This is a genomic window from Streptomyces racemochromogenes (assembly GCF_039535215.1).
GTDB lineage: Bacteria > Actinomycetota > Actinomycetes > Streptomycetales > Streptomycetaceae > Streptomyces > Streptomyces racemochromogenes.
In genome coordinates, this window is record NZ_BAAAWT010000001.1 from 5690603 (window position 1) to 5714062 (window position 23460).

The following is a 23460-nucleotide window of genomic DNA, read 5'->3' on the forward strand; positions in this document are numbered from 1 at the left end:
TCGCACGACGCCCGGCTGTCGTGCTCCACCGGCCCGCCACGATCCCCACGAGGAGTGCCCGTGACCCGACCCACCACCAGACGCCGGCTCCTGGCCGCCGGCGCCGCGGCCCTCATGGCCGCCGGCTGCCTCACCGCCGCCGGCCCCGCCCGCGCCGCGCAACCCGCCTGCACCACCCCGGAACTCGCCGCCGGCTGGTACGGCGACAACCAGGCCCGCCTCCAGCAGCTCATCGACCAGTACGGCAGCTGCGCCCCGCACCGGCCGGCCCGCGCCAAGCCCGTAGCCGTCTTCGACTGGGACAACACCGTCGTCAAGAACGACGTCGGCGACGCCACCATGTTCTGGCTCCTGCGCAACGGCAGGATCCGCCAGCCCGCCGACGGAGACTGGACCACCACCAGCCGCCACCTCACCCCGGCCGCCGCCCAGGCCCTCGCCGCCGCCTGCGGCCCCCTCGCCCGCCCCGGCACCCCCCTGCCCACCGGCACCCCCGCCGGCGCCGCCTGCGCCGACGAGATCAACGCCGTCTACGGCACCGCCGCCACCCGCACCGGCGCCGCCGCCTTCGCCGGCTGGGACCGCCGCACGACCGAACCCGGCTACGCCTGGCTGGCCCAGCTGACCCAGGGCTGGACCGCGAAGCAGGTACGCGCCTTCGCGGCCGCCGCCCGCACCGAGAACCTCGCCGCGCCCATCGGCACCAAGCAGCAGGTCGGCACCGGCACCGCTACCGGCTGGGTCCGCTACTACGACCAGCAGCGCGACCTCATCGGGAAACTCCAGCGCGCCGGCTTCGACGTCTGGATCAGCTCCGCCTCCCCGCAGCCCGTCGTCGAGGTCTGGGCCCGGGGCGTCGGCATCGACGCCGCCCACGTCATCGGCATCCGCAACACCACCACCCGCGACGGCAGGCTCACCGCCCACCTCCAGGGCTGCGGATCCGTCCCCGACGGCGCCGACACCATGACCACCTACATCGACGGCAAGCGCTGCTGGATCAACAAGGAGGTCTTCGGCGTCCGCGGCAGGGCCGCCGAGAAGGTCCAGCCGGCCGCCCGCCGCCAGGTCTTCGCCGCGGGCGACTCCGACACCGACATCTCGTTCCTGCGCGACGCCACCGGCCTGCGCCTGGTCCTCAACCGCAACAAGAACGAACTCATGTGCCGGGCCTACGACAACGGCGACGGCAAGTGGATCGTGAACCCGATGTTCATCGAACCCAAGAAGCAGAAGACCGGCCCCTACCCCTGCTCCACCACCGGCTACGTCGACCACGACGGCACCGCGGGCCCCGTCCGCCGGGGCGACGCGAGCGTCATCCCCGACCAGACGGACACCGTCTTCTGACGGCGAGGGCTGGAGGGAGGGTTAAAGGAAGGTGCGCCCCTCGCCCCGGTAGGTCGGGACCGAGTCCACCACCCGGTCCCCCTCCACCAGGTGCAGGGTGTCGAACCGCTCGCACAGCTCCCCGGCCTTCGCGTGCCGGAACCACACCCGGTCGCCGATCAGCAGGTCGTCGGCCGGGCTCCCCAGCAGCGGCGTCTGCACCTCGCCCGCACCCTCCTGCGGGTCGTAACGCAGCCCCGCCGGCAGGTACGGCACCGGCAGCCGGTCGGCGCCCGCCGCCCCCGAGGCCGGATAGCCCCCGCCCAGCACGGTCACCACCCCCACCCCGGGCCGCCGCACCACCGGCTGCGCGAACAGCGCGGCCGGACGCCCCCGGAACGTCGTGTAGTTGTCGAACAGCCGCGGCACGTACAGCCCCGACCCGGCGGCGATCTCCGTCACCGCCTCCTCCGAGGCCGTCTCCGCCACGCTGCCCGTACCGCCGCCGTTGACGAACTCCAGGTCCGGCACCACCGCCCGGACCGCGCGCACCGCCTCCGCCCGCCGGACGGCCAGCTCCTTGCGGGCCGTGCTCTGCATCAGCCGGATCATCCGCGACCGCACCGGCCGCCCGGCCAGCGCGTCCCCGACCCCGGCGACGTGCCCCTCGTAACCCATCAGGCCGACCACCCGGAACCCCGGACGCGATGCCACCGCCCGCGCCAGGTCCGCCAGCTGCCCCGGCTCCCGCAGCGGCGACCGCCGCGCCCCGACCCGCACCCGGCCCCCGAACAACCGCAGGGCGGTGTCCAGTTCCAGGCAGACCCGGATCTCCTCGGCCCCGCCGTCCCGCGCCCGATCGATCAGCTCCAGCTGTGCCGGATCGTCCACCATCACCGTCACCGCGGACGCCAGCTTCGCGTCACCGGCCAGCTCCGCGAAGCCGGCCCGGTCGGCCGACGGATAGGCCAGCAGCACGTCCTCGAACCCGGAGCGCGCGAGCCACAGCGACTCGGAGAGGGTGTACGACATCACGCCGGCGAACCCGGGCCGGGCCAGCACCCGTTCGAGCAGTGCCCGGCACCGCACCGACTTGCTCGCGACCCGCACCGGCTTCCCGCCGGCCCGGCGGACGAGGTCGTCGGCGTTGGCGTCGAAGGCGGCCAGGTCCACGATGGCCAGGGGCGCGTCCAGATGCGCGGTCGCCCGGTCGTACCGGGTCCGGTCCGAAGTCATGGGGCGCAGCTTGCCAGACGCTTGTACCGGTGGGTAGGCCCCTGCCCTGGCCGGGCGTTGGCCGGGTTCCGCTGCGCGGGCTGCTCCCCGCCCCGCCCTTCGCCCGTTCCCCGGGCTGCGCCCGGACCCCTCCTGGGGGCTCCGCCCCCAGACCCCCGCGCCTCAAACGCCGGCGGGGCTGAGATGTGCTGCGCACATCCAGCCCGCGCGGCGTTTGAGCGCAACGGGGACAGGGGCGGAGCCCCGGTACTTCAGCCCCGCCGGCGTTTGAGGCGCGGGGTCAGGGGCGGAGCCCCTGGGAACGGTGGAAGGGAGGGTAGGGGACCTCCGCCCCGCGCAGCGGCCCGCCCTGCCAGGCCGGCACCGACCAGGGCAACGGCCCGGCCCCCGGCGACGGCCCGGCCAGGGCAAGGGCCCGGCCCCCGGCGACGGCCCGGCCAGGGCAAGGGCCCCGGCGACGGCCCGGCCAGGGCAAGGGCCCGGCCAGGGCAAGGGCGGGTGGGGGCGCGTCGGCGGGCACGTAAAGTACGGGCAGGCAGCCGTACGGAACCGGGGGGCGGAGCCGCCGCATGACCACGACGACACCACGGACCGAGGTCCTGGACGCCCCCGAGCCGCCGCCCCCGCCGCACCGCCCCCGCCGCCACCCCGTACGGGTCGTCACGGCCATCACGTGCGCCCTCCTCGGCAGTGCCCTCCTCGCCGGCGCCGCCGCCACCGCCTGGAGCGACCACCGCGCCGCGCACCGCCCCCTGCCCCCCGACGCCGCCTACCGCCGGGCCGCCTCGCTGTGGCGGTCGGCCCCCGCGGACAGCCTGCTGCCGCCCGTCCTGGACGCCCCCGACGCCGGCCCCGGCGGAGCCGACCGACGCTGGACCCGGATCGCCCTCGCGCCCGACGCCGACTGCGCGGCCGCCCTCCCCGCCGACTGGCGGACCGCCCTCGCCGCCACCGGCTGCACCCGCGTGCTCCGCGCCACCTACACCGACGCCACCCGCAGCTCCCTCGTCACCGTCGGCCTGGTCTTCACCCCCGCCGACGCCGGCGCCATGGCCGCCCTCCGGGGCCGCCTCACCGTCCCGCCCGCCTACGAGTACGCCGACGCGCGCCGCGCCGCCTGGACCGCGACGGTCTCCGCCGAGGCCCCGGCCGTCGTCTACACCGTCTCCGCCTTCGCCGACGGCCGCACCGTCGCCGCGCCCGTCCCCGCCGAGGAGGCGCTCCGCGAGGGCGCGACCGGGACCGTCGCCGAAGCCGGGCTCGGCCACGACGCGAAGGCCGCCGCCGACCGCGTGGGACAGGCCCTCAGCGCCCTCGCCGCCCCGGACACGGTGCCGGACGCCGCGCCGGGCGCGGCACCCTCGAAGGGGGCCGCCCGATGACCCCCCTCCCCCTGCGCGCGGCGGCCGCCACCGGCCTCGCCGCCGCCCTCCTCGCCGTGACCGCCGCCCACCCCGCCGCCGCCGACACCATCCGCGACCGTCAGTGGGGCCTGCTCGCCCTGCGCGCCGAGGAGGCCTGGGGTACCACCCAGGGCGACGGGGTCACCGTCGCGGTCCTCGACACCGGTGTGGACGCCACCCACCCGGACCTCGGCGGCCAGGTCCTCGACGGCGCCGACCTCGTCGGCATGGGCGCCGGCCGCGGCGACCGCGCCTGGGCCCGCCACGGCACCGCGATGGCCAGCATCATCGCGGGGCGGGGCCACGGCCCCGACCGCTCCCAAGGCGTCCTCGGGATCGCGCCCCACGCGAAGATCCTCCCGGTCCGGGTGATCCTCGAAGAGGGCGACCCCGGCCGGGACAAGGCCCGCGACAGCAAGTCCGGCGCCCTCGCCGAGGGCATCCGCTGGGCCGCCGACCACGGCGCCGACGTGATCAACCTGTCGCTCGGCGACGACAGTGACTCCGCGCACCACGAGGCCGCCGAGGACGAGGCCGTCCAGTACGCGCTCGGCAAGGGCGTGGTCGTCGTCGCCTCCGCGGGCAACGGCGGCGAACGCGGCGACCACACCTCCTACCCCGCCGCCTACCCCGGCGTCATCGCGGTCGCGGCCGTCGACCGCCAGGGCCGCAAGGCGCCGTTCTCCACCCGCCACTGGTACGCCACCGTCAGCGCCCCCGGCGTCGACGTGGTCATCGCCGACCCCGACCGCTCCTACTACGAGGGCTGGGGCACCAGCGCCGCCGCGGCCTTCGTCTCCGGCGCCGTGGCCCTCGTCAAGGCCGCCCACCCGGGGCTGTCCCCGGCCCAGGTCAAGAAGCTGCTGGAGGACACCGCCGCCGAGCGCCCGGCCGGCGGCCGCGACGACGGCCGGGGCCACGGCACGGTCGACCCCGTCGCCGCGCTCCAGGCGGGCGCAGCGCTGCGCCCCGAGCCGCCCGTCCCCGCGGCCGTCGCCGCCGGGCGGCGCTACTTCGGCCCCGGACCCGACCACGCCCGCCCGGCCGGGCGCCGGAAGGTGCCGGGGGTGCCCGCGGCCGCGGCCGGGGGAGCGGTGCTGCTGGTGCTGGCCGCCGTACTGGCCCGCCGCCCGCGCGCCGCACGGTGGGACACGTCGGGATAGGGTCGGTTGATTGTGGCGACCAAGAACATTCCAGACCCCGGTTTCTCCGACGACGACGGCACCGCCGACCCCCGGCTGAGCGCCGCCCTCGCGGCCTGGGCGGCCGACCGGGCGGCCGAACCGCAGCTGCTGGCGGCGCTGAAGGACGCCCGGCTGCTGGTGCCCGTCGTGGCGATGCTCGGCGAGGTCGAGACGGACCCGGAGACCGGCCTCAAGCGCGAGAAGACCAGCGACATGGCCGTGCCGACGCTGACGGCGGGGAACCGGCGGGCGCTGCCGGCCTTCACCTCGATCGCCTCGCTCGCCCTGTGGGACCCGGCGGCCCGGCCGGTGGCGGTCCCGCTGCACCAGGCGCTCGCCGCCGCCGCGCACGAGAAGGCCGACACGGTCGTGATCGACCTGGCGGGCCCCGTCCCGTACCAGCTGACCGGCCCGGCGCTGCTCGCGCTGGCCGAGGGCCGCACGGACGCCGACCCGCTGGCGGACCCCGCCGTGCGCGAGGCGGTACGCGCGGCCGTGGCCGCCGAGCCCGCCGTGCTCCGCGCCCACCTGGGCCGGGGCGGCGCCGACGCGGACGGCACCCTGGCCGTCGTGCTCAGCGCCGACGCCGAGCCGGCCCCGGCGGCCCGCCGGGTGGCCGAGGCCCTGGCGGCGGACGAGACCCTGCGCGGCCGGCTCGTACGCGGCCTGGACCTGGCCCTGCTCCCGCCCGGCGGCCCGGTCCCGCCGGGCGAGCCGCTCTTCACGCGCTGAGGACCCCGTACGCACGCCGGAGGGCCGCCCGCGCGACGCGCGGGCGGCCCTCCGAGGTGCGAAACGGAACCGGAAGAAGGATCAGGCGTAGACGGGACCCGTGAACTTCTCGCCCGGGCCCTGGCCCGGCTCGTCCGGGACGATCGAGGCCTCGCGGAAGGCGAGCTGGAGCGACTTCAGGCCGTCGCGCAGCGGGGCCGCGTGGAAGGAGCTGATCTCGGTGGCGCTGGCGGTGACCAGGCCGGCCAGGGCGGTGATCAGCTTGCGGGCCTCGTCGAGGTCCTTGTGCTCGGAGTCGGGCTTGTCCAGGCCCAGGTTGACCGCCGCGGCGCTCAGCAGGTGGACGGCCACCGTGGTGATGACCTCGACGGCCGGGACGTCCGCGATGTCGCGGGTCATCTCGTCGTAGTCGGGAGGGGTGGAATCGGAGGGCGTCGCGTCAGTCATGCGCTCCACGATAGGTCGTGCGGCGGCCTTGCAATGCGTGGGGTACTATGGACCTCGACCGGCCGGACACCTGTGTGCCCGGCCCACAAGTGGAGGCTCCGATCTCCCACCCGACCACCCTCCGGGGAGGCGGGTCTTCCGGTCAGGCGGTGTCCATCGTTCCGTACGGACGATGGGAAGCCGTCGAGTTGCGCCCCGCGGTTCGCACGCGGCGGTGCTCCGGTTGTTTTGGAGCCCCTGCCTGTGCCCGGCGGGGCATTTTTCATTCTCCGCCGCGGTTGAGGTCTGACGACAAAAGACGTCAGCGGTTGCCTGCCAGGCAGCCGTGTGGTGCTACCGAGGAGGATCCATCAGCACCGAGCCCCGCATCAACGATCGGATTCGCGTCCCTGAGGTGCGACTCGTCGGTCCCAGCGGCGAACAGGTGGGCATTGTTCCGCTTGCGAAGGCGCTTGAGCTCGCGCAGGAATACGACCTGGACCTGGTCGAGGTCGCCGCGTCCGCGCGTCCGCCCGTCTGCAAGCTCATGGACTACGGCAAGTTCAAGTACGAGTCGGCCATGAAGGCCCGTGAGGCGCGCAAGAACCAGGCGCACACGGTCATCAAGGAGATGAAGCTCCGGCCGAAGATCGACCCGCACGACTATGACACCAAGAAGGGTCACGTCGTTCGGTTCCTCAAGCAGGGCGACAAGGTCAAGATCACGATCATGTTCCGTGGTCGCGAGCAGTCCCGGCCGGAACTCGGCTACCGACTGCTGCAGCGTCTCGCTTCGGACGTCGAGGAGCTCGGCTTCATCGAGTCGAACCCGAAGCAGGACGGCCGAAACATGATCATGGTTCTCGGTCCGCACAAGAAGAAGACCGAGGCGATGGCCGAAGCCCGCGAGGCGCAGGCCGCCCGCAAGGCCGAGCGCCAGGGTGGTACCGCCGCCGAGGCTTCGGCCGAGACGGAGGACGCCCCGGCCGCCGAGGTCGAGGCAGACGCCTCCCCCGAGGCCGACGCCTCCGCCGAGGCCGACACCGAGGCCTGATCCCGGTACACACCGTCCCGGATCACCCAACAACATGACGCTCCCGCGAGCCGGTCCCCGGACCGGCGGGGGCGCCACCGACGAGGAGATAACGGCGCCATGCCGAAGAACAAGACGCACAGCGGTACCAAGAAGCGCTTCAAGGTCACCGGCTCCGGCAAGGTGCTCCGTGAGCGCGCCGGCAAGCGCCACCTGCTCGAGCACAAGTCGTCCCGCCTGACCCGTCGCCTGACCGGCAACGCGGAGATGGCTCCCGGCGACGCCGCGAAGATCAAGAAGCTTCTCGGCATCTGATGTCCTCCGCTCCCCCTGAGGGAGCGGGACGTCAGCACCGGGACCCCATCGAATTCCGGGTCGTGTGACGACATCCACGGCCCCGCTACAAGGAGTAAAAAGTGGCACGCGTCAAGCGGGCAGTAAACGCCCACAAGAAGCGCCGGGCGATCCTCGAGGCGGCCTCCGGCTACCGCGGTCAGCGTTCGCGCCTGTACCGCAAGGCCAAGGAGCAGGTCACCCACTCGCTGGTCTACAACTTCAACGACCGCAAGAAGCGCAAGGGCGACTTCCGTCAGCTGTGGATCCAGCGCATCAACGCCGCTGCTCGCCAGAACGGCATGACGTACAACCGCCTCATCCAGGGTCTGAAGGCCGCCAACATCGAGGTGGACCGCAAGATCCTCGCCGAGCTGGCCGTCAACGACGCCAACGCGTTCGCCGCGCTGGTCGAGGTCGCGCAGAAGGCCCTCCCGGCCGACGTCAACGCGCCGAAGGCCGCTGCCTAAGGCCTGGCCGGCCGCGTCAGCAGTCGGCATCCTCGGACCCGCAGGCGATGCGCCTGCGGGTCCGAGTGTTTTCCCCGCACGGGCGCACGCGCCCCCGCACCGCCGCCCGTGCCCGCACCGCTCGCGCCCCGCGCGGCCCGCACCCCGAGAGAGACCGCAGAGACCATGGCCGACCTGGGTCACCACGAGCTGATCTCCCCCCGATCCCCGCGCGTGGCCGCCGCCCGCCGGCTGGCGCGGCGCAACTTCCGCACGAAGGAGCGCCGGTTCATCGCCGAGGGCCCGCAGGCCGTCCGCGAGGCGGTCGAGCACCGCGGGGCCCACGGCGCGACCCTGGTCGAGCTGTTCGCCACCGTCGAGGCCGCCGAGCGCTACGCCGACATCGTCGAGGCCGCGCTGCTGGCCGGGGCCCGGGTCCACTACGCCTCCGACGAGGTGCTCGCCGACGTCTCGCAGACCGTGACCCCGCAGGGCCTGGTCGGCGTCTGCCACTTCCTGGACTCCCCGTTCGAGGACATCCTCAAGGCCGGGCCCCGCCTGGTCGCCGTCCTCGCCCACGTCCGCGACCCCGGCAACGCCGGCACGGTGCTGCGCTGCGCGGACGCGGCCGGCGCCGACGCCGTGGTGCTCACCGACGCCTCCGTCGACCTGTACAACCCGAAGTCCGTACGCGCCTCCGTGGGCTCCCTCTTCCACCTCCCCGTCGCCGTCGGCGTGCCGGTGGAGCAGGCCGTGGAGGGGCTGCGGGCCGCCGGGGTGCGGATCCTCGCCGCCGACGGGGCCGGGCAGGACGACCTGGACGCCGAGCTGGACGCGGGCACCATGGGCGGGCCCTCCGCCTGGGTCTTCGGCAACGAGGCCTGGGGCCTGCCCGAGGAGACCCGGGCGCTCGCGGACGCCGTCGTCCGGGTCCCGATCCACGGCAGGGCCGAGAGCCTGAACCTCGCGACGGCCGCCGCCGTGTGCCTCTACGCGTCCGCCCGTGCACAGCGGGCACCCGGAGGGTGCCGCTCCGTGACCCCCAGCTAGTAGTGTGGCCGTCCGGGGGCTCACTGCGCTACCCGGAGATGTGGGGTACGGGGACATGACCGTCGGTACGAACAGCGCGCCGGAGGCCGGCGGCGAGGCCGAGGAGCGGTTCCGGTACGCCGCCGGGCAGCCGGCCGCCGGCCGCCCCGGCGAGTCCGCCGCCGGGTCCGGCGCGGCGGGCCCCGCAGTGCCGCCGGCCGCGGCCCCGGACACCCTGGGCTTCGTACCGCCACAGGCGGGCCCCGCCGCGCGCGCCGCGGACCGCGAGGCCCCCGCCCGGCCGGGCGCGACCGCCCCGGACCCCGTCATCGACCCCGACGAGCTGCCCGACGGGCTCGTCGTCGCCGACCACACCGGGCACGTCGTCTGCTTCAACCGGGCCGCCTCCCGGATCACCGCCATCCCCGCCGGCCAGGCCCTCGGCGCCCGCATCGAACGCGCGCTGCCCCTGGAGGACCTCGAAGGCCGCCGCTGGTGGACGCTGACCGACCCGTACGGGGGTCTCGCCACCCGGCGCGGCCAGCCCGAGCGGAACCTGCTGCTGCCCGGCGGGCGCGAGGTGCTCGTCTCCGCCCGCTACGTGCGCACCCACCCCACCGGCCCCCTCAGCCGCCTCGTCGTCACCCTGCGCGGCACCGAGGCCCGCCGCCGCACCGAACGCAGCCACGCCGAGCTGATCGCCACCGTCGCGCACGAGCTGCGCTCCCCGCTGACCTCCGTGAAGGGCTTCACCGCCACGCTGCTCGCCAAGTGGGAGCGGTTCACCGACGACCAGAAGCGGCTGATGCTGGAGACCGTCGACGCCGACGCCAACCGCGTCACCCGGCTGATCGCCGAGCTCCTCGACATCTCCCGCATCGACTCGGGCCGCCTGGAGGTCCGCCGCCAGCCCGTCGACCTCGCCGCCGCCGTCGGCCGGCACGTCCAGGCCCTCACCGCGAACGGCCAGGCGCCCGAGCGGTTCCTCGTACGGGTCAGCAGCCCGCTGCCCGACTGCTGGGCCGACCCGGACAAGATCGACCAGATCCTCGGCAACCTCCTCGAAAATGCGGTGCGCCACGGTGACGGAACGGTCACCATCGACGTGGCACCGCACGAGAAGGGAACAGCCGTCACCGTGACCGACGAAGGCCCCGGGATCCCCGAGGAGTCGATGGCCCGCGTCTTCACCCGCTTCTGGCGGGGGAGCAAGCGCGGCGGCACCGGCCTGGGCCTGTACATCGTCAAGGGCATCGTGGAGGCGCACGGCGGCACCATCACGGTCGGCCGCGGCCCCGGAGGCGGCGCCGAGTTCCGATTTATCCTGCCCGTGAGCGCCCCGGCCTACCTCACCCAGTAACCCTGCGGAGAGTCCCACCGGGCGGCCCACGGGCTCCTCCACCCCCGGCGGCCCTTAGACTCGTCCTTTGGCACCTTTGTGTCCTTGTGCCGATCGAGCCCGAGGCGTTTCGATCAAGTCGTGCGGGGACCCACCAGCCAGCCATCGGAAGTACGGGAAGAGATGTCGGCACCGAACAAGTCGTACGACCCTGTCGAGGTCGAGGCACTGAAACCGGAAGAGATCGAGCGCATGCGGGACGAGGCGCTCGCCGCCTTCGCGTCCGCCGGCGACCTCGACGAGCTCCGCGAGGCGAAGACCGCGCACATGGGCGACCGCTCGCCCCTCGCGCTCGCCAACCGCGAGATCGGCGCCCTGCCGCCCCAGGCCAAGGCCGACGCGGGCAAGCGCGTCGGACAGGCCCGCGGCGCCGTGAACAAGGCCTTCGGGGCCCGCACGGTCCAGCTGGAGGCCGAGCGCGACGAGCGGGTGCTGGTCGAGGAGGCGGTGGACGTCACGCTGCCCTACGACCGCGTGCCCGCCGGCGCCCGCCACCCCCTGACCACGCTGATGGACCGCATCGCGGACATCTTCGTCGGCATGGGCTACGAGGTCGCGGAAGGACCCGAGGTCGAGGCGGAGTGGTTCAACTTCGACGCCCTCAACTTCACGCCCGACCACCCGGCGCGCCAGATGCAGGACACCTTCTTCGTCCAGGGCCCCAAGGGCACCGAGGGCGACGAGTCCGGCGTCGTGCTGCGCACCCACACCTCCCCGGTGCAGGCGCGCTCGCTGCTGGAGCGCAAGCCCCCCGTCTACATCGTCTGCCCCGGCCGCGTGTACCGCACCGACGAGCTCGACGCGACGCACACCCCGGTCTTCCACCAGGTCGAGCTGCTCGCCGTCGACGAGGGCCTGACCATGGCCGACCTCAAGGGCACCATCGACCACATGGTCAAGGAGCTCTTCGGGGAGCAGACCACCACCCGGCTGCGCCCGCACTTCTTCCCGTTCACCGAGCCGTCCGCCGAGATGGACATGCAGTGCTACGTCTGCCGCGGCGAGTCGGTGGGCAACCCCGACCGCCCCTGCCGCACCTGCTCCAGCGAGGGCTGGATCGAGCTCGGCGGCTGCGGCATGGTGAACCCGAAGGTGCTCACCGCCTGCGGCGTGGACCCGGAGAAGTACAGCGGGTTCGCCTTCGGCTTCGGCATCGAGCGGATGCTGATGTTCCGTCACAACGTTGAAGACATGCGAGACATGGTCGAGGGTGACGTGCGCTTCACCCGGCCGTTCGGGAGTGAGATCTGATGCGCGTCCCGCTTTCCTGGCTGCGGGAGTACGTCGACCTCCCCGCGGGCGAGACCGGCCGTGACGTGGCCGCCAAGCTGGTCGACGCCGGCCTCGAGGTCGAGACCGTCGAGACGCTCGGCGCCGGCCTCAAGGGCCCCCTCGTCGTCGGCCAGGTGCTGACCATCGAGGAGCTCGAGGGCTTCCGCAAGCCGATCCGCTTCTGCACGGTCGACGTCGGCACCGCCAACGGCACCGGCGAACCGCAGGAGATCGTCTGCGGCGCCCGGAACTTCTCCGTCGGCGACAAGGTCGTCGTGGTCCTGCCCGGCGCCGTCCTGCCCGGCGACTTCGCCATCGCCTCGCGCAAGACGTACGGCAAGACCTCCCACGGCATGATCTGCTCCGGCGAGGAGCTCGGCATGGGCGACGACGGCACGCACGGCATCATCGTGCTGCCGCCGGAGTACGAGCCCGGCACCGACGCGATCGAGCTGCTCCAGCTCGTCGACGAGGTCCTCGACATCGACATCACCCCGGACCGCGGCTACTGCATGTCCATGCGCGGTGTGGCCCGCGAGGCCGCCACCGCGTACGGCCTGCCGCTGCGCGACCCGGCGCTGCTCGACGTGCCCGCGCCGAACTCGTACGGCTACGCCGTGCAGATCTCCGACCCGGCCGGCTGCGACCGCTTCACCGCCCGCACGGTGACCGGCCTCGACCCCGAGGCGCGGTCCCCGATCTGGCTCACGCGCCGCCTCCAGAAGGCGGGCATGCGCCCGATCTCGCTGGCCGTCGACGTCACCAACTACGTGATGCTCGAGCTCGGCCAGCCGCTGCACGCCTACGACCGCGCGCGCCTCGACGGCGCGATCGGCGTCCGCCGTGCCGAGCAGGGCGAGAAGTTCACCACCCTCGACGGGGTCAAGCGCACCCTCGACGCCGAGGACCTGGTGATCACCGACAGCAGCGGCCCGATCGGGCTCGCCGGTGTCATGGGCGGCGCCAACACCGAGATCGCCGACTCCGTCACGGACCCCGAGACGGGCGTCGTCACCGGCACCACCGACGTGGTCATCGAGGCCGCGCACTTCGACTCCGTGTCGATCTCGCGCACCGCCCGCCGCCTGAAGCTCTCCTCCGAGGCCTCCAAGCGCTTCGAGCGGGGCGTCGACCCGCAGGCCGCCGCCGCGGCCGCGCAGCGGACCGTCGACCTCCTCGTGCTGCTCGCCGGCGGCACCGCGGAGGCCGGGGTCACCGAGCTCACCGCCCCGGGCGCGCCGCGCACCATCGCGATGAGCGCCGACCACCCGGACCGGGTCGCGGGCATGGACTACGGCCGCGAGACCGTCGTGCGCCGCCTCCAGGAGATCGGCTGCGACGTCTACGGCCAGGACGAGCTCGTCGTCACCGTCCCCTCGTGGCGGCCCGACCTCGCCGAACCCAACGACCTCGCCGAGGAGGTCATCCGGCTGGAGGGCTACGGGAACCTCCCGTCCACCCTCCCGCAGGTGCCCTCCGGCCGCGGCCTGACCGCGCGCCAGCAGCTCCACCGCCGGGTCGGCCGCGCCCTGGCCGGCGCCGGCTACGTCGAGGCGCTGAGCTACCCGTTCATCGGCGAGGCCGTCTTCGACCAGCTCCAGCTGCCCGCGCACGACGCGAGCCGCCAGGTCGTCAAGCTGGTCAACCCGCTGTCCGACGAGGAGCCGGCGCTGCGCACGACGCTGCTGCCGGGCCTGCTGGGCGCGCTGCGCCGCAACGACAGCCGGGGCAGCCACGACCTCGCGCTCTTCGAGACCGGCTCGGTCTTCCGCGCCGCCGCCGAGCCGGGCGTCGCCGTACGCCTGCCCGTCGACCGGCGCCCCACGGACGAGGAGGTCGCCACCCTCGACGCGGCCCTGCCCGCGCAGCCGCGGTACGCCGCGGTCGTGCTGGCCGGTGCGCGCGAGCAGGCCGGCTGGTGGGGCAAGGGCCGTCCGGCTGACTGGGCGGACGCCGTCCAGGCCGCCCGCGTGCTGGCCGTCGAGGCCGGCGCCGAGCTGGTCGTCCGCCAGGGCCAGTACGGCCCCTGGCACCCGGGCCGCTGCGCCGAGCTGGTCGTCACCCTCGACGGTGTCGAGCAGGTCATCGGCCACGCCGGCGAGCTGCACCCGCGCGTGGTCAAGGCGCTCGGCCTGCCGGCCCGCACCAGCGCCATGGAGCTCGACCTGGACCGCCTCGCGGCGGCCGGCGGCGAGGTCGTGCAGGCGCCCCGGATCTCCACCTTCCCGGTGGCGACCCAGGACGTCGCGCTGATCGTCGACTCGTCCGTCCCCGCCTCGGCGGTGGAGGACGCGCTGCGCAAGGGCGCCGGCGAACTGCTCGAGTCGCTGCGGCTGTTCGACGTCTTCACCGGTGAGCAGGTCGGCGAGGGCAAGAAGTCCCTCGCGTACGCGCTGCGCTTCCGCGCGGCCGACCGCACGCTGACCGCCGAGGAGTCGACGGCGGCGCGCGATGCCGCGGTGGCGCTGGCCGGCGAGCGGACCGGGGCGGTGCTGCGGGGCGCGTAGCGCTGCCGCTGGGCTGTACCGAGGGGCGCGTCCGGGATCCCGGGCGCGCCCCTCACCCGTTCGGGTGGGCCGGGGTGCCCTGCCGGGGCTCCGCCCCGGACCCCGCGCGGCCGCCGCCCGGCAGGCTGCCCTGCGGGGCTGTCCCCTACCCGCCCTTCGCCCGTTCCCTGGGGGCTCCGCCCCCAGACCCCCGCGCCTCACACGCCGGCGGGGCTGAAATCAGCCCCGCCGGCGTGTGAGGCGAGAACGGGTGAAGGGCGGGTAGGGGACCAGCCCCGCGCAGCGGTACGCCCGCGCGGCTGGGTGCGGGCGCACCGGGAGGGCGGCCCCGCCGCAGGCGCGGTGTCCCACGGCCGCGCGGCGACCGGTGCGGGTCCGCCCGGCCGGGGGGAGTGGTACGGCCCGGGCGGACCCGTGTCACCGGCGGAGCCGTTCCGGACCGGGCCGGTGGACGGACCCGGTACGGAACCGGCCCGGCCCCGGCGCGGCCCGGCGACCAACCGGACCGCGGCGGAGCCGTGGTGCGCCGCCCGCGCCCGCCATGGAGTGTCGGGCAGACAGCGGGGGCGGGCGGCGCGGGTGCCGGGTCGTCGCACTGTACGAGGGGGAGCCGACGACCGGGCGGCCTCCTTGGCGAGGCTCTTAAGTGAACCGCCCCCGGCCCCCCGAGCGGCAGGGTGCGCAACGCATTTATGCGCGCACTCGGTTCACACCCCGTGTGAAGGAAACCCGGAACGCCCCCGCGCGCACCGCTCAGCCACTAGCCTGAAGCGGACGAGCCCTTGGAGGGGCCCATGCAGCCCAATGCACTGCTCGACGCCCTCCTCGCCGAGGCGGGCATCTCCCACGCCGGACTCGCCGCGCATGTCAACCAGGCGGGCCGGTCCCGCGGACTCGCGCTGCGCTACGAACACACGGCGGTCTCCCGCTGGCTGAAGGGGCAGCGCCCCCGCGGCCAGGTGCCCGACCTGATCTGCGAGGTGCTGGGCGGGCGGCTGCGACGCCCCGTCGGGCTCGACGACATCGGGCTCGGGATCCCCGGCCGGCAGAGCCCGCACGGCACCCGGCTCAGCGGCTTCGTCGACCGTGCCACGGCCCTGTGGCGCTCCGACGAGCTGGGCCGGCCCGCACAGCTCACGGCGCAGGCCCTCACCGGCACCCCGGCCGTGATCCCGGTGTGGGAGTGGGAGAACCCGCCCGAGGACGCGGACGTGTCCCGGGTGGGGCGGCAGCGGATCGGGCCCGAGCACATCGAGGTCCTGCGTGCCGCCCGGGTGCACTACGAGCTGATGTACCGCCGGGCCGGCGGGATGGCCACCCGGGCGCGGATCGTGCGCTTCCTCGGCAGTGAGACCGCCCCGATGCTGCGCGGGACCTACTCCGACGAGATCGGCCGCCCGCTGCACCGGGCGACCGGCTCCCTGGTGGCGGTCGCGGGGATCTGCGCGTACGACTCCGACGCCCACGGCCTGGCCCAGCGCTACTTCCACCAGGCGCTGCGGCTCGCCAAGGCCAGCGGGGACCGGGGGCTCGGGGCGTACGTGATCGCCCTGCTCGTCAACCAGTCGCTGCACCTGAAGGAGTACCGCCAGGCCGTGGCCTTCGCGGAGGCCGCGCTGCGCGCCGCCGGCCCGGACACCACGCCGGCGCTGGGCGCCGACCTGTACGCGATGCAGGCCAAGGCCTACGCGCAACTCGGCGACGCCGCAGCCGCGTTGGCGTGCATCCGGCGCGCCGAGGCGGCCGCCGAGCGGATCAGACCCGGCACCGAGCCCGCCGAGACCGGCTACGTCCAGCCTGGGCTGGTCAACGTACAGGTGGCGGAGGCCCTGTTGAGCCTCGGGGACCTGGCGGGGGCGCACGAGCAGGCGGCCGAGGCGGTGGGGACGCCGGCGCACGACCGGGGGCGGGTGCACCGCCTCGCGATGCTGTGCGAGATCCAGCTGCGGCAGGGGGAGGCCGACCGGGCGGTGGCCTCGGCGGCCGAAATGGCCGAGCGGGCCAAGGGGATGGAGTCGCTGCGCCTGCGGGACCGGCTGCGGGCCGTCCGGGAGCAGCTGCTGAGCAGCGGGTGCTCCGGTGCGCAGGAGACCGCGTACCTCATCGACGGGGCGCTGCGCGTTCCCCTGTGAGGGCGTCTGCTGCTGCCATGTTGCCACCAACGGATGCGGAAGGTGGCATTACCGTGCAGTGGACGAACCTGAGTGAGCAGACCGTGTACAAGAACCGCTGGTTCGATGTGAACCTCGCGGACGTGGAACTCCCCGACGGCCGGCACCTGGACCACTTCGTCATCCGGCTGCGGCCGGTCGCCGTCGCCACGGCCGTCAACGAGGCCGACGAGGTGCTGCTGCTGTGGCGGCACCGGTTCATCACCGGCAGCTGGGGCTGGGAGCTGCCCGCCGGGGTGGTCGAGGACGGGGAGACGGTGGAGGCGGCGGCCGCGCGGGAGATGGAGGAGGAGTCGGGCTGGCGGCCCGGCCCGCTCCACCACCTGATGACCGTGGAGCCCTCCAACGGCCTGACCGACGCCCGCCACCACCTCTACTGGGCGGACGGGGCCTCCTACGTGGGCGAACCCGAGGACGCCTTCGAGTCCTCGCGCCGGGAGTGGGTCCCGCTGAAGCTGGTGCCGGACATGATCGCGCGCGGGGAGGTCCCGGCCGCCAACATGGCGGCCGGGCTCCTCCTGCTGCACCACCTGAGGCTGAACCGCCCCTAGGCGTTCCCGGCCTCAGCCGTACGGGTAGAAGCCCGAGCCCGTCTTGCGGCCTAGGCGGCCCGCGTCGACCATGCGCTGGAGCAGCGGGGGAGCGGCGTACAGGGGCTCCTTGTACTCCGCGTACATCGATTCGGCGATCGACACGATGGTGTCCAGGCCGATCAGGTCGGACAGCTTGAGCGGGCCCATCGGGTGGGCGCAGCCCAGCTCCATGCCGTTGTCGATGTCCTCGCGGCTCGCGATGCCCGACTCGAACATCCGGATCGCGGACAGCAGGTACGGCACCAGCAGCGCGTTGACGACGAAGCCGGACCGGTCCTGGGCGCGGACGGCGTGCTTGTTCAGCACGTCCCGCACCAGGGCCTCGGACCGCTTGACGGTGTCCTCGCTCGTCGTCAGCGCCGGGATCAGCTCGACGAGCCGCTGCACGGGCGCCGGGTTGAAGAAGTGGATGCCGATGACCTGGTCGGGCCGCGAGGTCGCCACGGCCAGCTTGACCAGCGGGATCGAGGAGGTGTTGGAGGCGAGGATCGCGTCCGGGCGCGTGATCACCTGGTCCAGGACCTGGAAGATCTCCGTCTTGACCTGCTCGTTCTCGACGACGGCCTCGATGACGAGGTCGCGGTCGGCGAACTCGCCGAGGTCGGTGGTGAAGGTGAGCCGGCCCAGGGTGGCGTCCCGCTCCTCCTCGCTGATCTTGCCGCGTTCGGCGGCCTTGGTCAGCGAGTTGTGCAGCCGGGTGCGCCCGATCTCCAGGGCCTCCCCGGTGGTCTCGGCGACCTTCACCTCAAGACCGCTGCGGGCGCACACCTCCGCGATGCCCGCGCCCATCTGGCCACAGCCCACCACGCCGACCCTGGTGATGTCGGTCGGGAGGGTAGAGAGGTCCGTCACATCGTGCCTTTCGCTGCTCATCCATCGCGGGTCCCCCGTGTTCGGCAGTGGTAACTGCATCCCGGCGCCCGCCACGCCCCCCGACGTTACTCCCGCGTTGCCCCCGTCGGCGGCCCGGGGCGGGGCATGCTGTGCCCACGCAGAGGATTGTCACGGAGAGGAACGGAGTCGTCACATGGCGCACATCGGACGGCGGGGACTGCTGGCGGGGGCGGCGGGAGTGCTGGCCACGACGGCCGCGGGCCCGGCGGCGGCGGGGGCCGCGGAGCCCGGGGCGGCAGCGGCGGTACGGGAGCCGGCCGGGCCACCGGGGGTGCGCCCGGCGCGGACGCCCGCCGGCGGCCGCGCGGGGGCCGCGGAGTTCCGGGGGATGTGGATCGCGACCGTACAGAACGTCGACTGGCCCTCCGAGAGCGGACTGTCCGCGCGGGAACAGCGGGCGGAGCTGGTCGGGCTCCTCGACACGGCGGTGGCGCGCCGCCTCAACACGGTCATCCTCCAGGTCCGCCCGGCCGCCGACGCGTTCTGGCCGTCGACGCGGGAGCCCTGGTCGCAGTGGCTGACCGGGACGCAGGGCAAGGACCCGGGCTGGGACCCGCTGGGCACGGCCGTCACCGAGGCGCACGCGCGCGGGCTGGAGCTGCACGCCTGGTTCAACCCGTACCGGGTGGCCAACCACACGGACCGCTCCCGGCTCGCGGCCTCGCACCCGGCCCGCCGCAATCCGGACTGGACCGTCGCCTACGGCGGGAAGCTGTACTACAACCCGGGGGTGCCCGAGGTGCGGGCCTTCGTCCAGGAGGCGATGCTCGACGCCGTCAACCGCTACCCGGTCGACGCGGTGCACTGGGACGACTACTTCTATCCGTACCCCGTCGCGGGCGAGTACTTCGACGACGACGACGCCTTCGCGGAGCACGGCGGCGCCTTCACCTCCCGTGCCGCCTGGCGCCGCGACAACACCGACACCCTCGTGCGCGAGATGTCGCAGAAGCTGCGGGGGCGCAGCCCGGCGGTCCGCTTCGGCATCAGCCCGTTCGCGGTGTGGCGCAACCAGGGCACCGACCGGCTCGGCTCGGCGACCCGGGCCCTGCAGACGTACGACGACCTCTACGCGGACACCCGCAAGTGGGTCCTGCGGGGCTGGGTCGACTACGTCGTCCCGCAGGCGTACTGGCACATCGGGTACGCGGCGGCCGACTACGCGGAGGTCGTGCGCTGGTGGGCGAAGACGGTCGCCGGCACCGGGGTGGACCTGTACGTGGGCGAGGCGCTGTACCGCTGCGACGCCCGCAGCTCCACCGCGGCCTGGCGCGACCCCGCCGAGCTGTCGCGGCACCTGACCCTCGCCGCGCGGTACGCGGAGGTCCGCGGCCACGCGTACTTCTCGGGGAAGTACGTGGTCGCGGACCCCAATGGTGCGCTGGCCAGGGTCGTCGCCGACCACTATCCGACGGCCGTGCCGCCTCGCTGACTCAGTGCCAGGTGGGGGACTTGCCCTCGGGCTCGTCCGGGTGGCGGACGACGCAGTCGGGGCCGGGGGACATGACGGCGTCGTGCCCGTCCGGGAAGTGGACCCGGTACGGGGGGGCGCCGTTCTCGCCCAGGACCTCGACGATCTCGCCCACCCTGTCGTGCTGGCCCACGATCCTGCCGTGCTGCACCAGCTGGTCGCCCTCGGTCGCGCGCATCTGCTGACCTCCTCGGAACCGGTCCGATCCGGTGCCAGTAGTTTAGGCCGTTTCGAGGCTATTTGACCCGTTGGGTCACGGTGATGCAGACCAGGACCGCGCAGGCGGCCAGCGGTGTGGCCGGCGAGAGGTGCTCCCCGAGCAGCGCCACCGACCACACCAGGGTCAGCAGCGGCTGGGCGAGCTGGAGCTGGCTGGCGCGCGCGGTGCCGATCTCGGCCATGCCCCGGTACCAGACGTAGAGGCCGAAGAAGTTCGAGCCCGCCGCCACCCACACCAGACCGGTCACCCCGTGCCAGGTGAGGTGCACCGGCTCGGACGCCAGCGCGAACGCGGCGCCGGCCAGGCTCAGGGGCAGGCACAGCACCAGCGCCCAGCCGATCACCTGCCAGCCGGGCATCGAGCGGGCCAGCCGGCCGCCCTCGGTGTAGCCGGCCGCGCACACCAGCAGGGCCCCGAAGAGGTAGGCGTCGCCGGCGGAGGGGGTGCCGCCGCTCTGCGCCAGGGTGAAGGCCAGGATCACCACGGCCCCGGCGACGGCGGCGGCCCAGAAGCGGCCCGAGGGGCGGTTGCCCGTGCGCAGGGCCGAGAAGGCGGCGGTGGTCAGCGGCAGCAGCCCCACCACGACGGCGGCGTGCGAGGTGGTGGAGGTCCGCAGGGCCAGCGTGGTCAGCAGCGGGAAGCCCACCACCACGCCGCCCGCCACCACGGCGAGCCCGGCCCAGTGCTCCCGGGCCGGCAGCGGCACCCGCCCGGCCAGCAGGAAGGCGCCCGCGACGGCGGCCGCCAGGACGCTGCGCAGCGCGACGAGGGACCAGGGGCCGAAGCTCTCCAGACCCCAGGCGGTGGCGGGGAAGGTCAGCGAGAAGGCGACCACCCCGAGCAGGGCGAGGGCGGTGCCGCTGCGCGCGGCGGTCCGGTGGCCCACCGGCTGCACCGCTATCGAGGCCGGGCGAGTAGCGCTATTCTGTGCTGTCATGTACGAGCGTAGCAGCGTGGCAGAACTGGCAGAATCCCTTCGATCGGAACTCGACCGCTACCCGGCAGGTGGAAAGCTCCCGTCGAGCCGGGCCATGGTCGAGCGCTACCGGGTCAGCCCCGTCACCGTCTCCAGGGCCCTCGCGCAGCTCGCCGCCGAGGGGCTCGTCGTCACCCGGCCCGGCGCGGGCGCCTTCCGCGCCCGCCCGCGGACGAGCGGCCCCGCGCCCGGTGACACCTCCTGGCAGGAGGTCGCCCTCAGCGCCGAGGGCGCCGGGGACGTCGTCCCCCGCTCCGTGGACGCCAGCGGCGTCGCGAACTCCCTCGCCGTACCGCCCGCCGGGGTCATCGAGCTCAACGGCGGCTACCTGCACCCCACCCTCCAGCCCGAGCGGGCCATGGCGGCGGCCCTGGCCCGCGCCGGACGCCGGCCCGGGGCCTGGGGGCGGCCGCCCATGGAGGGGCTGCCCGAGCTGCGCGACTGGTTCGCCCGCGAGATCGGCGGCGCCGTCGGCTCGGTCGGCGCCGCCGACGTGCTGATCACCGCCGGCGGGCAGAGCGCCCTGACCACCGCCGTACGGGCGCTCGCCCCACCCGGCGCGCCGATCCTGGTCGAATCGCCCACCTACCCCGGGCTGCTGGCCATCGCCCGCGCCTCCGGCTGCCGGCCGGTACCCGTCCCGGTCGACGCCGACGGGGTCCGGCCGGAGCTGCTGGCCGCCGCCTTCGAAGCCACCGGCGCACGGGTCTTCGTATGCCAGCCGCTGTTCCAGAACCCGACCGGCGCCGTGCTGTCCGCCGCGCGCCGCACTGAGGTGCTGCGCATCGCGCGGGCCGCCGGGGCCTTCGTCATCGAGGACGACTACGCGCGCAACCTCGCCCACGAGGACGCCGGCCCGCTGCCCGCGACGCTCGCCGCCCAGGACTGCGACGGGGTCGTCGTCCACGTCCGGTCCCTGACCAAGGCCACCTCGGCCAGCCTGCGCGTCGGCGCGCTCGCCGCCCGGGGCCCGGTCCTGGACCGGCTGCGGGCCATCCAGGTCGTCGACAGCTTCTTCGTGCCCCGCCCCCTCCAGGAGGCCGCCCTCGAACTCGTCGGAGCCCCCGCCTGGCCGCGCCACCTGCGGGCCGTCGCCGCCGAGCTGCGCCACCGCCGCGAGGTCCTCGCCGGCGCCCTGCGGCGGGAGCTGCCCGGCGCCGAACTCACCCACCTGCCCACGGGCGGCTTCCAGCTCTGGGTGCGCCCCGGCGGGGACGGCGACGACGCCGCGTTCACGGCGGCCGCCCTGCGCGCCGGAGTGGCGGTCACCCCGGGCCGCCCGTACTTCTGCGCCGAACCGCCCGCCGCGCACGTCCGGTTGAGCTTCGCCGGGGTGTCGGGGCCGGGGGAGCTGGTGGAGGCCGTGCAGCGGCTGCGGGGCGGGCTGCCCGGGGAACTGCTCGGGGGCCGGGCCGGCGGCCGGGCCGGAGGGCCGGGAGGGGAGCCGGGCGGGGGCGCGTAAACCCCGTTGAGGCGCCGGGGGAGCCGCCCTAGCCTGCGGGTATGACCGAGATCGAGATCACCTCCCTGGCCGTCCGCCCCGAACTGGCCCCCCGCCTCTGGGACATGGAGGACTCCTGGCCCGAGTTCTCCCAGCACGACCCGATCGCCTGGCTGCTCTACCCGCGCCTGGTGGCCGAGTTCCCCGAGTACGTCTTCATCGCCACCGACGGCGACGAGGTCGTGTCCCGGGCCTTCAGCGTCCCCTTCGCGCTGCACACCCCCGAGCGCGGCGGGCAGCTGCCCGGCCAGGGCTGGGACCGGGTCCTGATGTGGGCCTTCTCCGACCGGCGGCGGGGCGTCCGGCCGGACACGGTCAGCGCCCTGGAGATCTCGGTCGCCCGCGGCCGGCAGGGCGAGGGCCTTTCCGGCCGGATGCTCACCGCCATGCGCGAAGGAGCCCGCGCGGCCGGGTTCACCGAGGTCGTGGCGCCGGTCCGGCCGAGCGGGAAGCCCGCCGAGCCGCAGACCCCGATGGCGGAGTACGCGTACCGCACCCGCGAGGACGGCCTGCCGTACGACCCGTGGCTGCGGGTCCACGTCCGGGCGGGGGCGGTGATCGACTCCGTGGCCCCGGTGTCGATGACCATCAGCGGCACCCTCGACGAGTGGCGCCGGTGGACCGGACTCCCCTTCGACACCCCGGGCCCGGTCCACGTCCCCGGGGCGCTCAGCACCGTCCACTGCGACCCGGAGCACGACCGCGCGGTCTACGTGGAGCCGAACGTCTGGGTCCGCCACCCGCTCGCCGCCGCCCCGGCGGTCTCCGCGTGATCGCGGTCCGCGCCGCCGGCCCGGGCGACGGCGACGCCCTCGGCGAGATCCACGCCGCCGCCTGGGAGGCCGCGTACGCGCCCTTCTTCGCGCCGGAGTTCGCCGCCGAGGGCGTCCGCAGCCGCCGCACCCGCTGGCACGCGCGCCTCGCCGAGGACCCCCGGACGCTGCTGCTGGCCGAGGCGGACGGCCGGCCCCTGGCCATGTCCTGGTCCCGCGCCTCCGGGACCCGGTCGGGCCTCGCCGAGATCCTCAGCTTCTACGCCCACCCCGACGGCTGGGGCACCGGCGTCGCCCCGGCCCTGATGGAGGCGACGCTGGCCCGGCTGAGCGCGGACGGCTTCACCCGCGCCCACCTGTGGACCCTGCGGGACACTCCGCGCTCCCGCCGCTTCTACGCCAAGTGCGGCTTCGCCGGGACCGGACAGGTGCGGGCCACGGACTTCGGCGACGGCCACCCGCTTGAGCAGGTCGAGTACGAGCGGGAGTGTTGAGTCAGGACCCCTTTCGGACAGGGCGGCGGCGACCG

Annotated in this window: 22 protein-coding genes; 17 read left to right on the forward strand and 5 right to left on the reverse strand. The window is 74.6% G+C overall.

Annotated elements, in window-relative coordinates; translation table 11 throughout:
- The first annotated feature begins 54 nt into the window (after positions 1-54).
- On the forward strand, positions 55-1350 hold the full coding sequence (locus tag ABD973_RS26155; protein ID WP_386382212.1) for a haloacid dehalogenase-like hydrolase: 1296 nt from the start codon (positions 55-57) through the stop codon (positions 1348-1350).
- A gap of 21 nt (positions 1351-1371) precedes the next feature.
- Here the strand turns inward: ABD973_RS26155 and ABD973_RS26160 are convergent, their stop codons facing one another.
- Positions 1372-2565 (reverse strand): amino acid deaminase/aldolase, encoded by a 1194-nt coding sequence (locus tag ABD973_RS26160; RefSeq protein WP_345502409.1) that lies wholly within the window; start codon positions 2563-2565, stop codon positions 1372-1374.
- Positions 2566-3134: 569 nt separating this feature from the next.
- Here ABD973_RS26160 and ABD973_RS26165 point away from each other — a divergent pair.
- From ABD973_RS26165 to ABD973_RS26175, 3 genes are read left to right on the forward strand one after another with little or no spacing between them, the layout of a single operon-like run.
- Positions 3135-3947 carry a hypothetical protein gene (locus ABD973_RS26165; protein ID WP_345502411.1) on the forward strand — a complete coding sequence of 271 codons (813 nt, stop codon included), beginning with the start codon at positions 3135-3137 and terminating at the stop codon, positions 3945-3947.
- Positions 3944-5131 carry a type VII secretion-associated serine protease mycosin gene (mycP, locus tag ABD973_RS26170; RefSeq protein ID WP_345502413.1) on the forward strand — a complete coding sequence of 396 codons (1188 nt, stop codon included), beginning with the start codon at positions 3944-3946 and terminating at the stop codon, positions 5129-5131. Before ABD973_RS26165 ends, mycP begins: the two co-directional genes overlap by 4 nt.
- A gap of 12 nt (positions 5132-5143) precedes the next feature.
- On the forward strand, positions 5144-5884 hold the full coding sequence (locus ABD973_RS26175; protein WP_125820581.1) for an SseB family protein: 741 nt from the start codon (positions 5144-5146) through the stop codon (positions 5882-5884).
- Between the two features lie 81 nt (positions 5885-5965).
- Here ABD973_RS26175 and ABD973_RS26180 read toward each other — a convergent pair whose 3' ends face one another.
- Positions 5966-6331 carry a DUF1844 domain-containing protein gene (locus tag ABD973_RS26180; RefSeq protein ID WP_125600656.1) on the reverse strand — a complete coding sequence of 122 codons (366 nt, stop codon included), beginning with the start codon at positions 6329-6331 and terminating at the stop codon, positions 5966-5968.
- A gap of 325 nt (positions 6332-6656) precedes the next feature.
- Between ABD973_RS26180 and infC the strand changes: the two genes are divergently transcribed.
- From infC to ABD973_RS26225, 9 genes are all read left to right on the forward strand, one after another.
- Complete coding sequence (gene infC / locus ABD973_RS26185) at positions 6657-7364, forward strand: translation initiation factor IF-3 (protein WP_345502417.1); 708 nt, start codon at positions 6657-6659, stop codon at positions 7362-7364.
- Positions 7365-7463: 99 nt separating this feature from the next.
- Entirely contained in the window at positions 7464-7658 is a 195-nt protein-coding gene (gene rpmI, locus ABD973_RS26190) for a 50S ribosomal protein L35 (RefSeq protein WP_030770466.1), read from the forward strand.
- A gap of 101 nt (positions 7659-7759) precedes the next feature.
- Positions 7760-8146, forward strand: coding sequence for a 50S ribosomal protein L20 (gene rplT / locus ABD973_RS26195; protein ID WP_007263143.1), 387 nt, complete (start codon positions 7760-7762; stop codon positions 8144-8146).
- Between the two features lie 174 nt (positions 8147-8320).
- Entirely contained in the window at positions 8321-9175 is an 855-nt protein-coding gene (locus tag ABD973_RS26200) for a TrmH family RNA methyltransferase (protein WP_125600668.1), read from the forward strand.
- A gap of 55 nt (positions 9176-9230) precedes the next feature.
- Positions 9231-10514: a sensor histidine kinase gene (locus tag ABD973_RS26205; RefSeq protein WP_125820579.1), complete on the forward strand. Its 1284-nt coding sequence runs from the start codon at positions 9231-9233 to the stop codon at positions 10512-10514.
- A gap of 162 nt (positions 10515-10676) precedes the next feature.
- The gene (gene pheS, locus ABD973_RS26210) at positions 10677-11804 is read left to right on the forward strand and encodes a phenylalanine--tRNA ligase subunit alpha (RefSeq protein ID WP_125600644.1); all 1128 of its coding nucleotides are present in this window, start codon (positions 10677-10679) and stop codon (positions 11802-11804) included.
- A complete protein-coding gene (gene pheT / locus ABD973_RS26215) occupies positions 11804-14332 on the forward strand; it encodes a phenylalanine--tRNA ligase subunit beta (RefSeq protein ID WP_125600640.1) in 2529 nt (842 codons plus the stop codon). Before pheS ends, pheT begins: the two co-directional genes overlap by 1 nt.
- Before the next feature lie 794 nt (positions 14333-15126).
- Positions 15127-16464, forward strand: a complete 1338-nt coding sequence (locus ABD973_RS26220) for an NsdA family TPR-like regulatory protein (RefSeq protein WP_125820578.1) — start codon at positions 15127-15129, stop codon at positions 16462-16464.
- A 53-nt stretch (positions 16465-16517) separates the two neighbouring features.
- Positions 16518-17054 carry an NUDIX hydrolase gene (locus ABD973_RS26225; protein WP_125600665.1) on the forward strand — a complete coding sequence of 179 codons (537 nt, stop codon included), beginning with the start codon at positions 16518-16520 and terminating at the stop codon, positions 17052-17054.
- A gap of 12 nt (positions 17055-17066) precedes the next feature.
- On the opposite strand, the gene ABD973_RS26230 is transcribed toward ABD973_RS26225, so the two are convergent.
- Positions 17067-17969: a 3-hydroxybutyryl-CoA dehydrogenase gene (locus ABD973_RS26230; RefSeq protein WP_125600634.1), complete on the reverse strand. Its 903-nt coding sequence runs from the start codon at positions 17967-17969 to the stop codon at positions 17067-17069.
- A 154-nt stretch (positions 17970-18123) separates the two neighbouring features.
- Here ABD973_RS26230 and ABD973_RS26235 point away from each other — a divergent pair, with 154 nt between their 5' ends.
- A complete protein-coding gene (locus ABD973_RS26235; protein WP_125820577.1) occupies positions 18124-19422 on the forward strand; it encodes a glycoside hydrolase family 10-like protein in 1299 nt (432 codons plus the stop codon).
- A gap of 1 nt (position 19423) precedes the next feature.
- Here ABD973_RS26235 and ABD973_RS26240 read toward each other — a convergent pair whose 3' ends face one another.
- Positions 19424-19639: a DUF1918 domain-containing protein gene (locus ABD973_RS26240; RefSeq protein WP_125820576.1), complete on the reverse strand. Its 216-nt coding sequence runs from the start codon at positions 19637-19639 to the stop codon at positions 19424-19426.
- A 58-nt stretch (positions 19640-19697) separates the two neighbouring features.
- Entirely contained in the window at positions 19698-20618 is a 921-nt protein-coding gene (locus ABD973_RS26245) for a DMT family transporter (protein WP_345502425.1), read from the reverse strand.
- Between ABD973_RS26245 and ABD973_RS26250 the strand changes: the two genes are divergently transcribed.
- Genes ABD973_RS26250 through ABD973_RS26260 form a run of 3 tightly spaced genes read left to right on the forward strand, consistent with a single transcriptional unit; the run spans position 20617 to position 23425 of the window.
- A complete protein-coding gene (locus ABD973_RS26250; protein ID WP_345502427.1) occupies positions 20617-22119 on the forward strand; it encodes an aminotransferase-like domain-containing protein in 1503 nt (500 codons plus the stop codon). The genes ABD973_RS26245 and ABD973_RS26250 overlap by 2 nt on opposite strands.
- A gap of 41 nt (positions 22120-22160) precedes the next feature.
- Entirely contained in the window at positions 22161-22931 is a 771-nt protein-coding gene (locus tag ABD973_RS26255; protein ID WP_125820574.1) for an N-acetyltransferase, read from the forward strand.
- Positions 22928-23425 carry a GNAT family N-acetyltransferase gene (locus ABD973_RS26260; RefSeq protein WP_345502429.1) on the forward strand — a complete coding sequence of 166 codons (498 nt, stop codon included), beginning with the start codon at positions 22928-22930 and terminating at the stop codon, positions 23423-23425. Before ABD973_RS26255 ends, ABD973_RS26260 begins: the two co-directional genes overlap by 4 nt.
- The last annotated feature ends 35 nt before the right edge of the window (positions 23426-23460 follow it).

What these genes read in the sequence shown, in the direction of transcription:
- pheS (WP_125600644.1), top strand. Translation starts at nt 10,677, where the DNA reads ATGTCGGCACCGAACAAGTCGTACGACCCTGTCGAGGTCGAGGCACTG.
- ABD973_RS26255 (WP_125820574.1), top strand. Translation starts at nt 22,161, where the DNA reads ATGACCGAGATCGAGATCACCTCCCTGGCCGTCCGCCCCGAACTGGCC.
- mycP (WP_345502413.1), top strand. Translation starts at nt 3,944, where the DNA reads ATGACCCCCCTCCCCCTGCGCGCGGCGGCCGCCACCGGCCTCGCCGCC.
- ABD973_RS26180 (WP_125600656.1), bottom strand. Translation starts at nt 6,331, where the DNA reads ATGACTGACGCGACGCCCTCCGATTCCACCCCTCCCGACTACGACGAG.
- pheT (WP_125600640.1), top strand. Translation starts at nt 11,804, where the DNA reads ATGCGCGTCCCGCTTTCCTGGCTGCGGGAGTACGTCGACCTCCCCGCG.
- rpmI (WP_030770466.1), top strand. Translation starts at nt 7,464, where the DNA reads ATGCCGAAGAACAAGACGCACAGCGGTACCAAGAAGCGCTTCAAGGTC.
- ABD973_RS26205 (WP_125820579.1), top strand. Translation starts at nt 9,231, where the DNA reads ATGACCGTCGGTACGAACAGCGCGCCGGAGGCCGGCGGCGAGGCCGAG.
- ABD973_RS26235 (WP_125820577.1), top strand. Translation starts at nt 18,124, where the DNA reads ATGGCGCACATCGGACGGCGGGGACTGCTGGCGGGGGCGGCGGGAGTG.
- ABD973_RS26245 (WP_345502425.1), bottom strand. Translation starts at nt 20,618, where the DNA reads ATGACAGCACAGAATAGCGCTACTCGCCCGGCCTCGATAGCGGTGCAG.
- ABD973_RS26160 (WP_345502409.1), bottom strand. Translation starts at nt 2,565, where the DNA reads ATGACTTCGGACCGGACCCGGTACGACCGGGCGACCGCGCATCTGGAC.
- ABD973_RS26220 (WP_125820578.1), top strand. Translation starts at nt 15,127, where the DNA reads ATGCAGCCCAATGCACTGCTCGACGCCCTCCTCGCCGAGGCGGGCATC.
- ABD973_RS26165 (WP_345502411.1), top strand. Translation starts at nt 3,135, where the DNA reads ATGACCACGACGACACCACGGACCGAGGTCCTGGACGCCCCCGAGCCG.
- ABD973_RS26250 (WP_345502427.1), top strand. Translation starts at nt 20,617, where the DNA reads ATGTACGAGCGTAGCAGCGTGGCAGAACTGGCAGAATCCCTTCGATCG.
- ABD973_RS26240 (WP_125820576.1), bottom strand. Translation starts at nt 19,639, where the DNA reads ATGCGCGCGACCGAGGGCGACCAGCTGGTGCAGCACGGCAGGATCGTG.
- ABD973_RS26230 (WP_125600634.1), bottom strand. Translation starts at nt 17,969, where the DNA reads ATGAGCAGCGAAAGGCACGATGTGACGGACCTCTCTACCCTCCCGACC.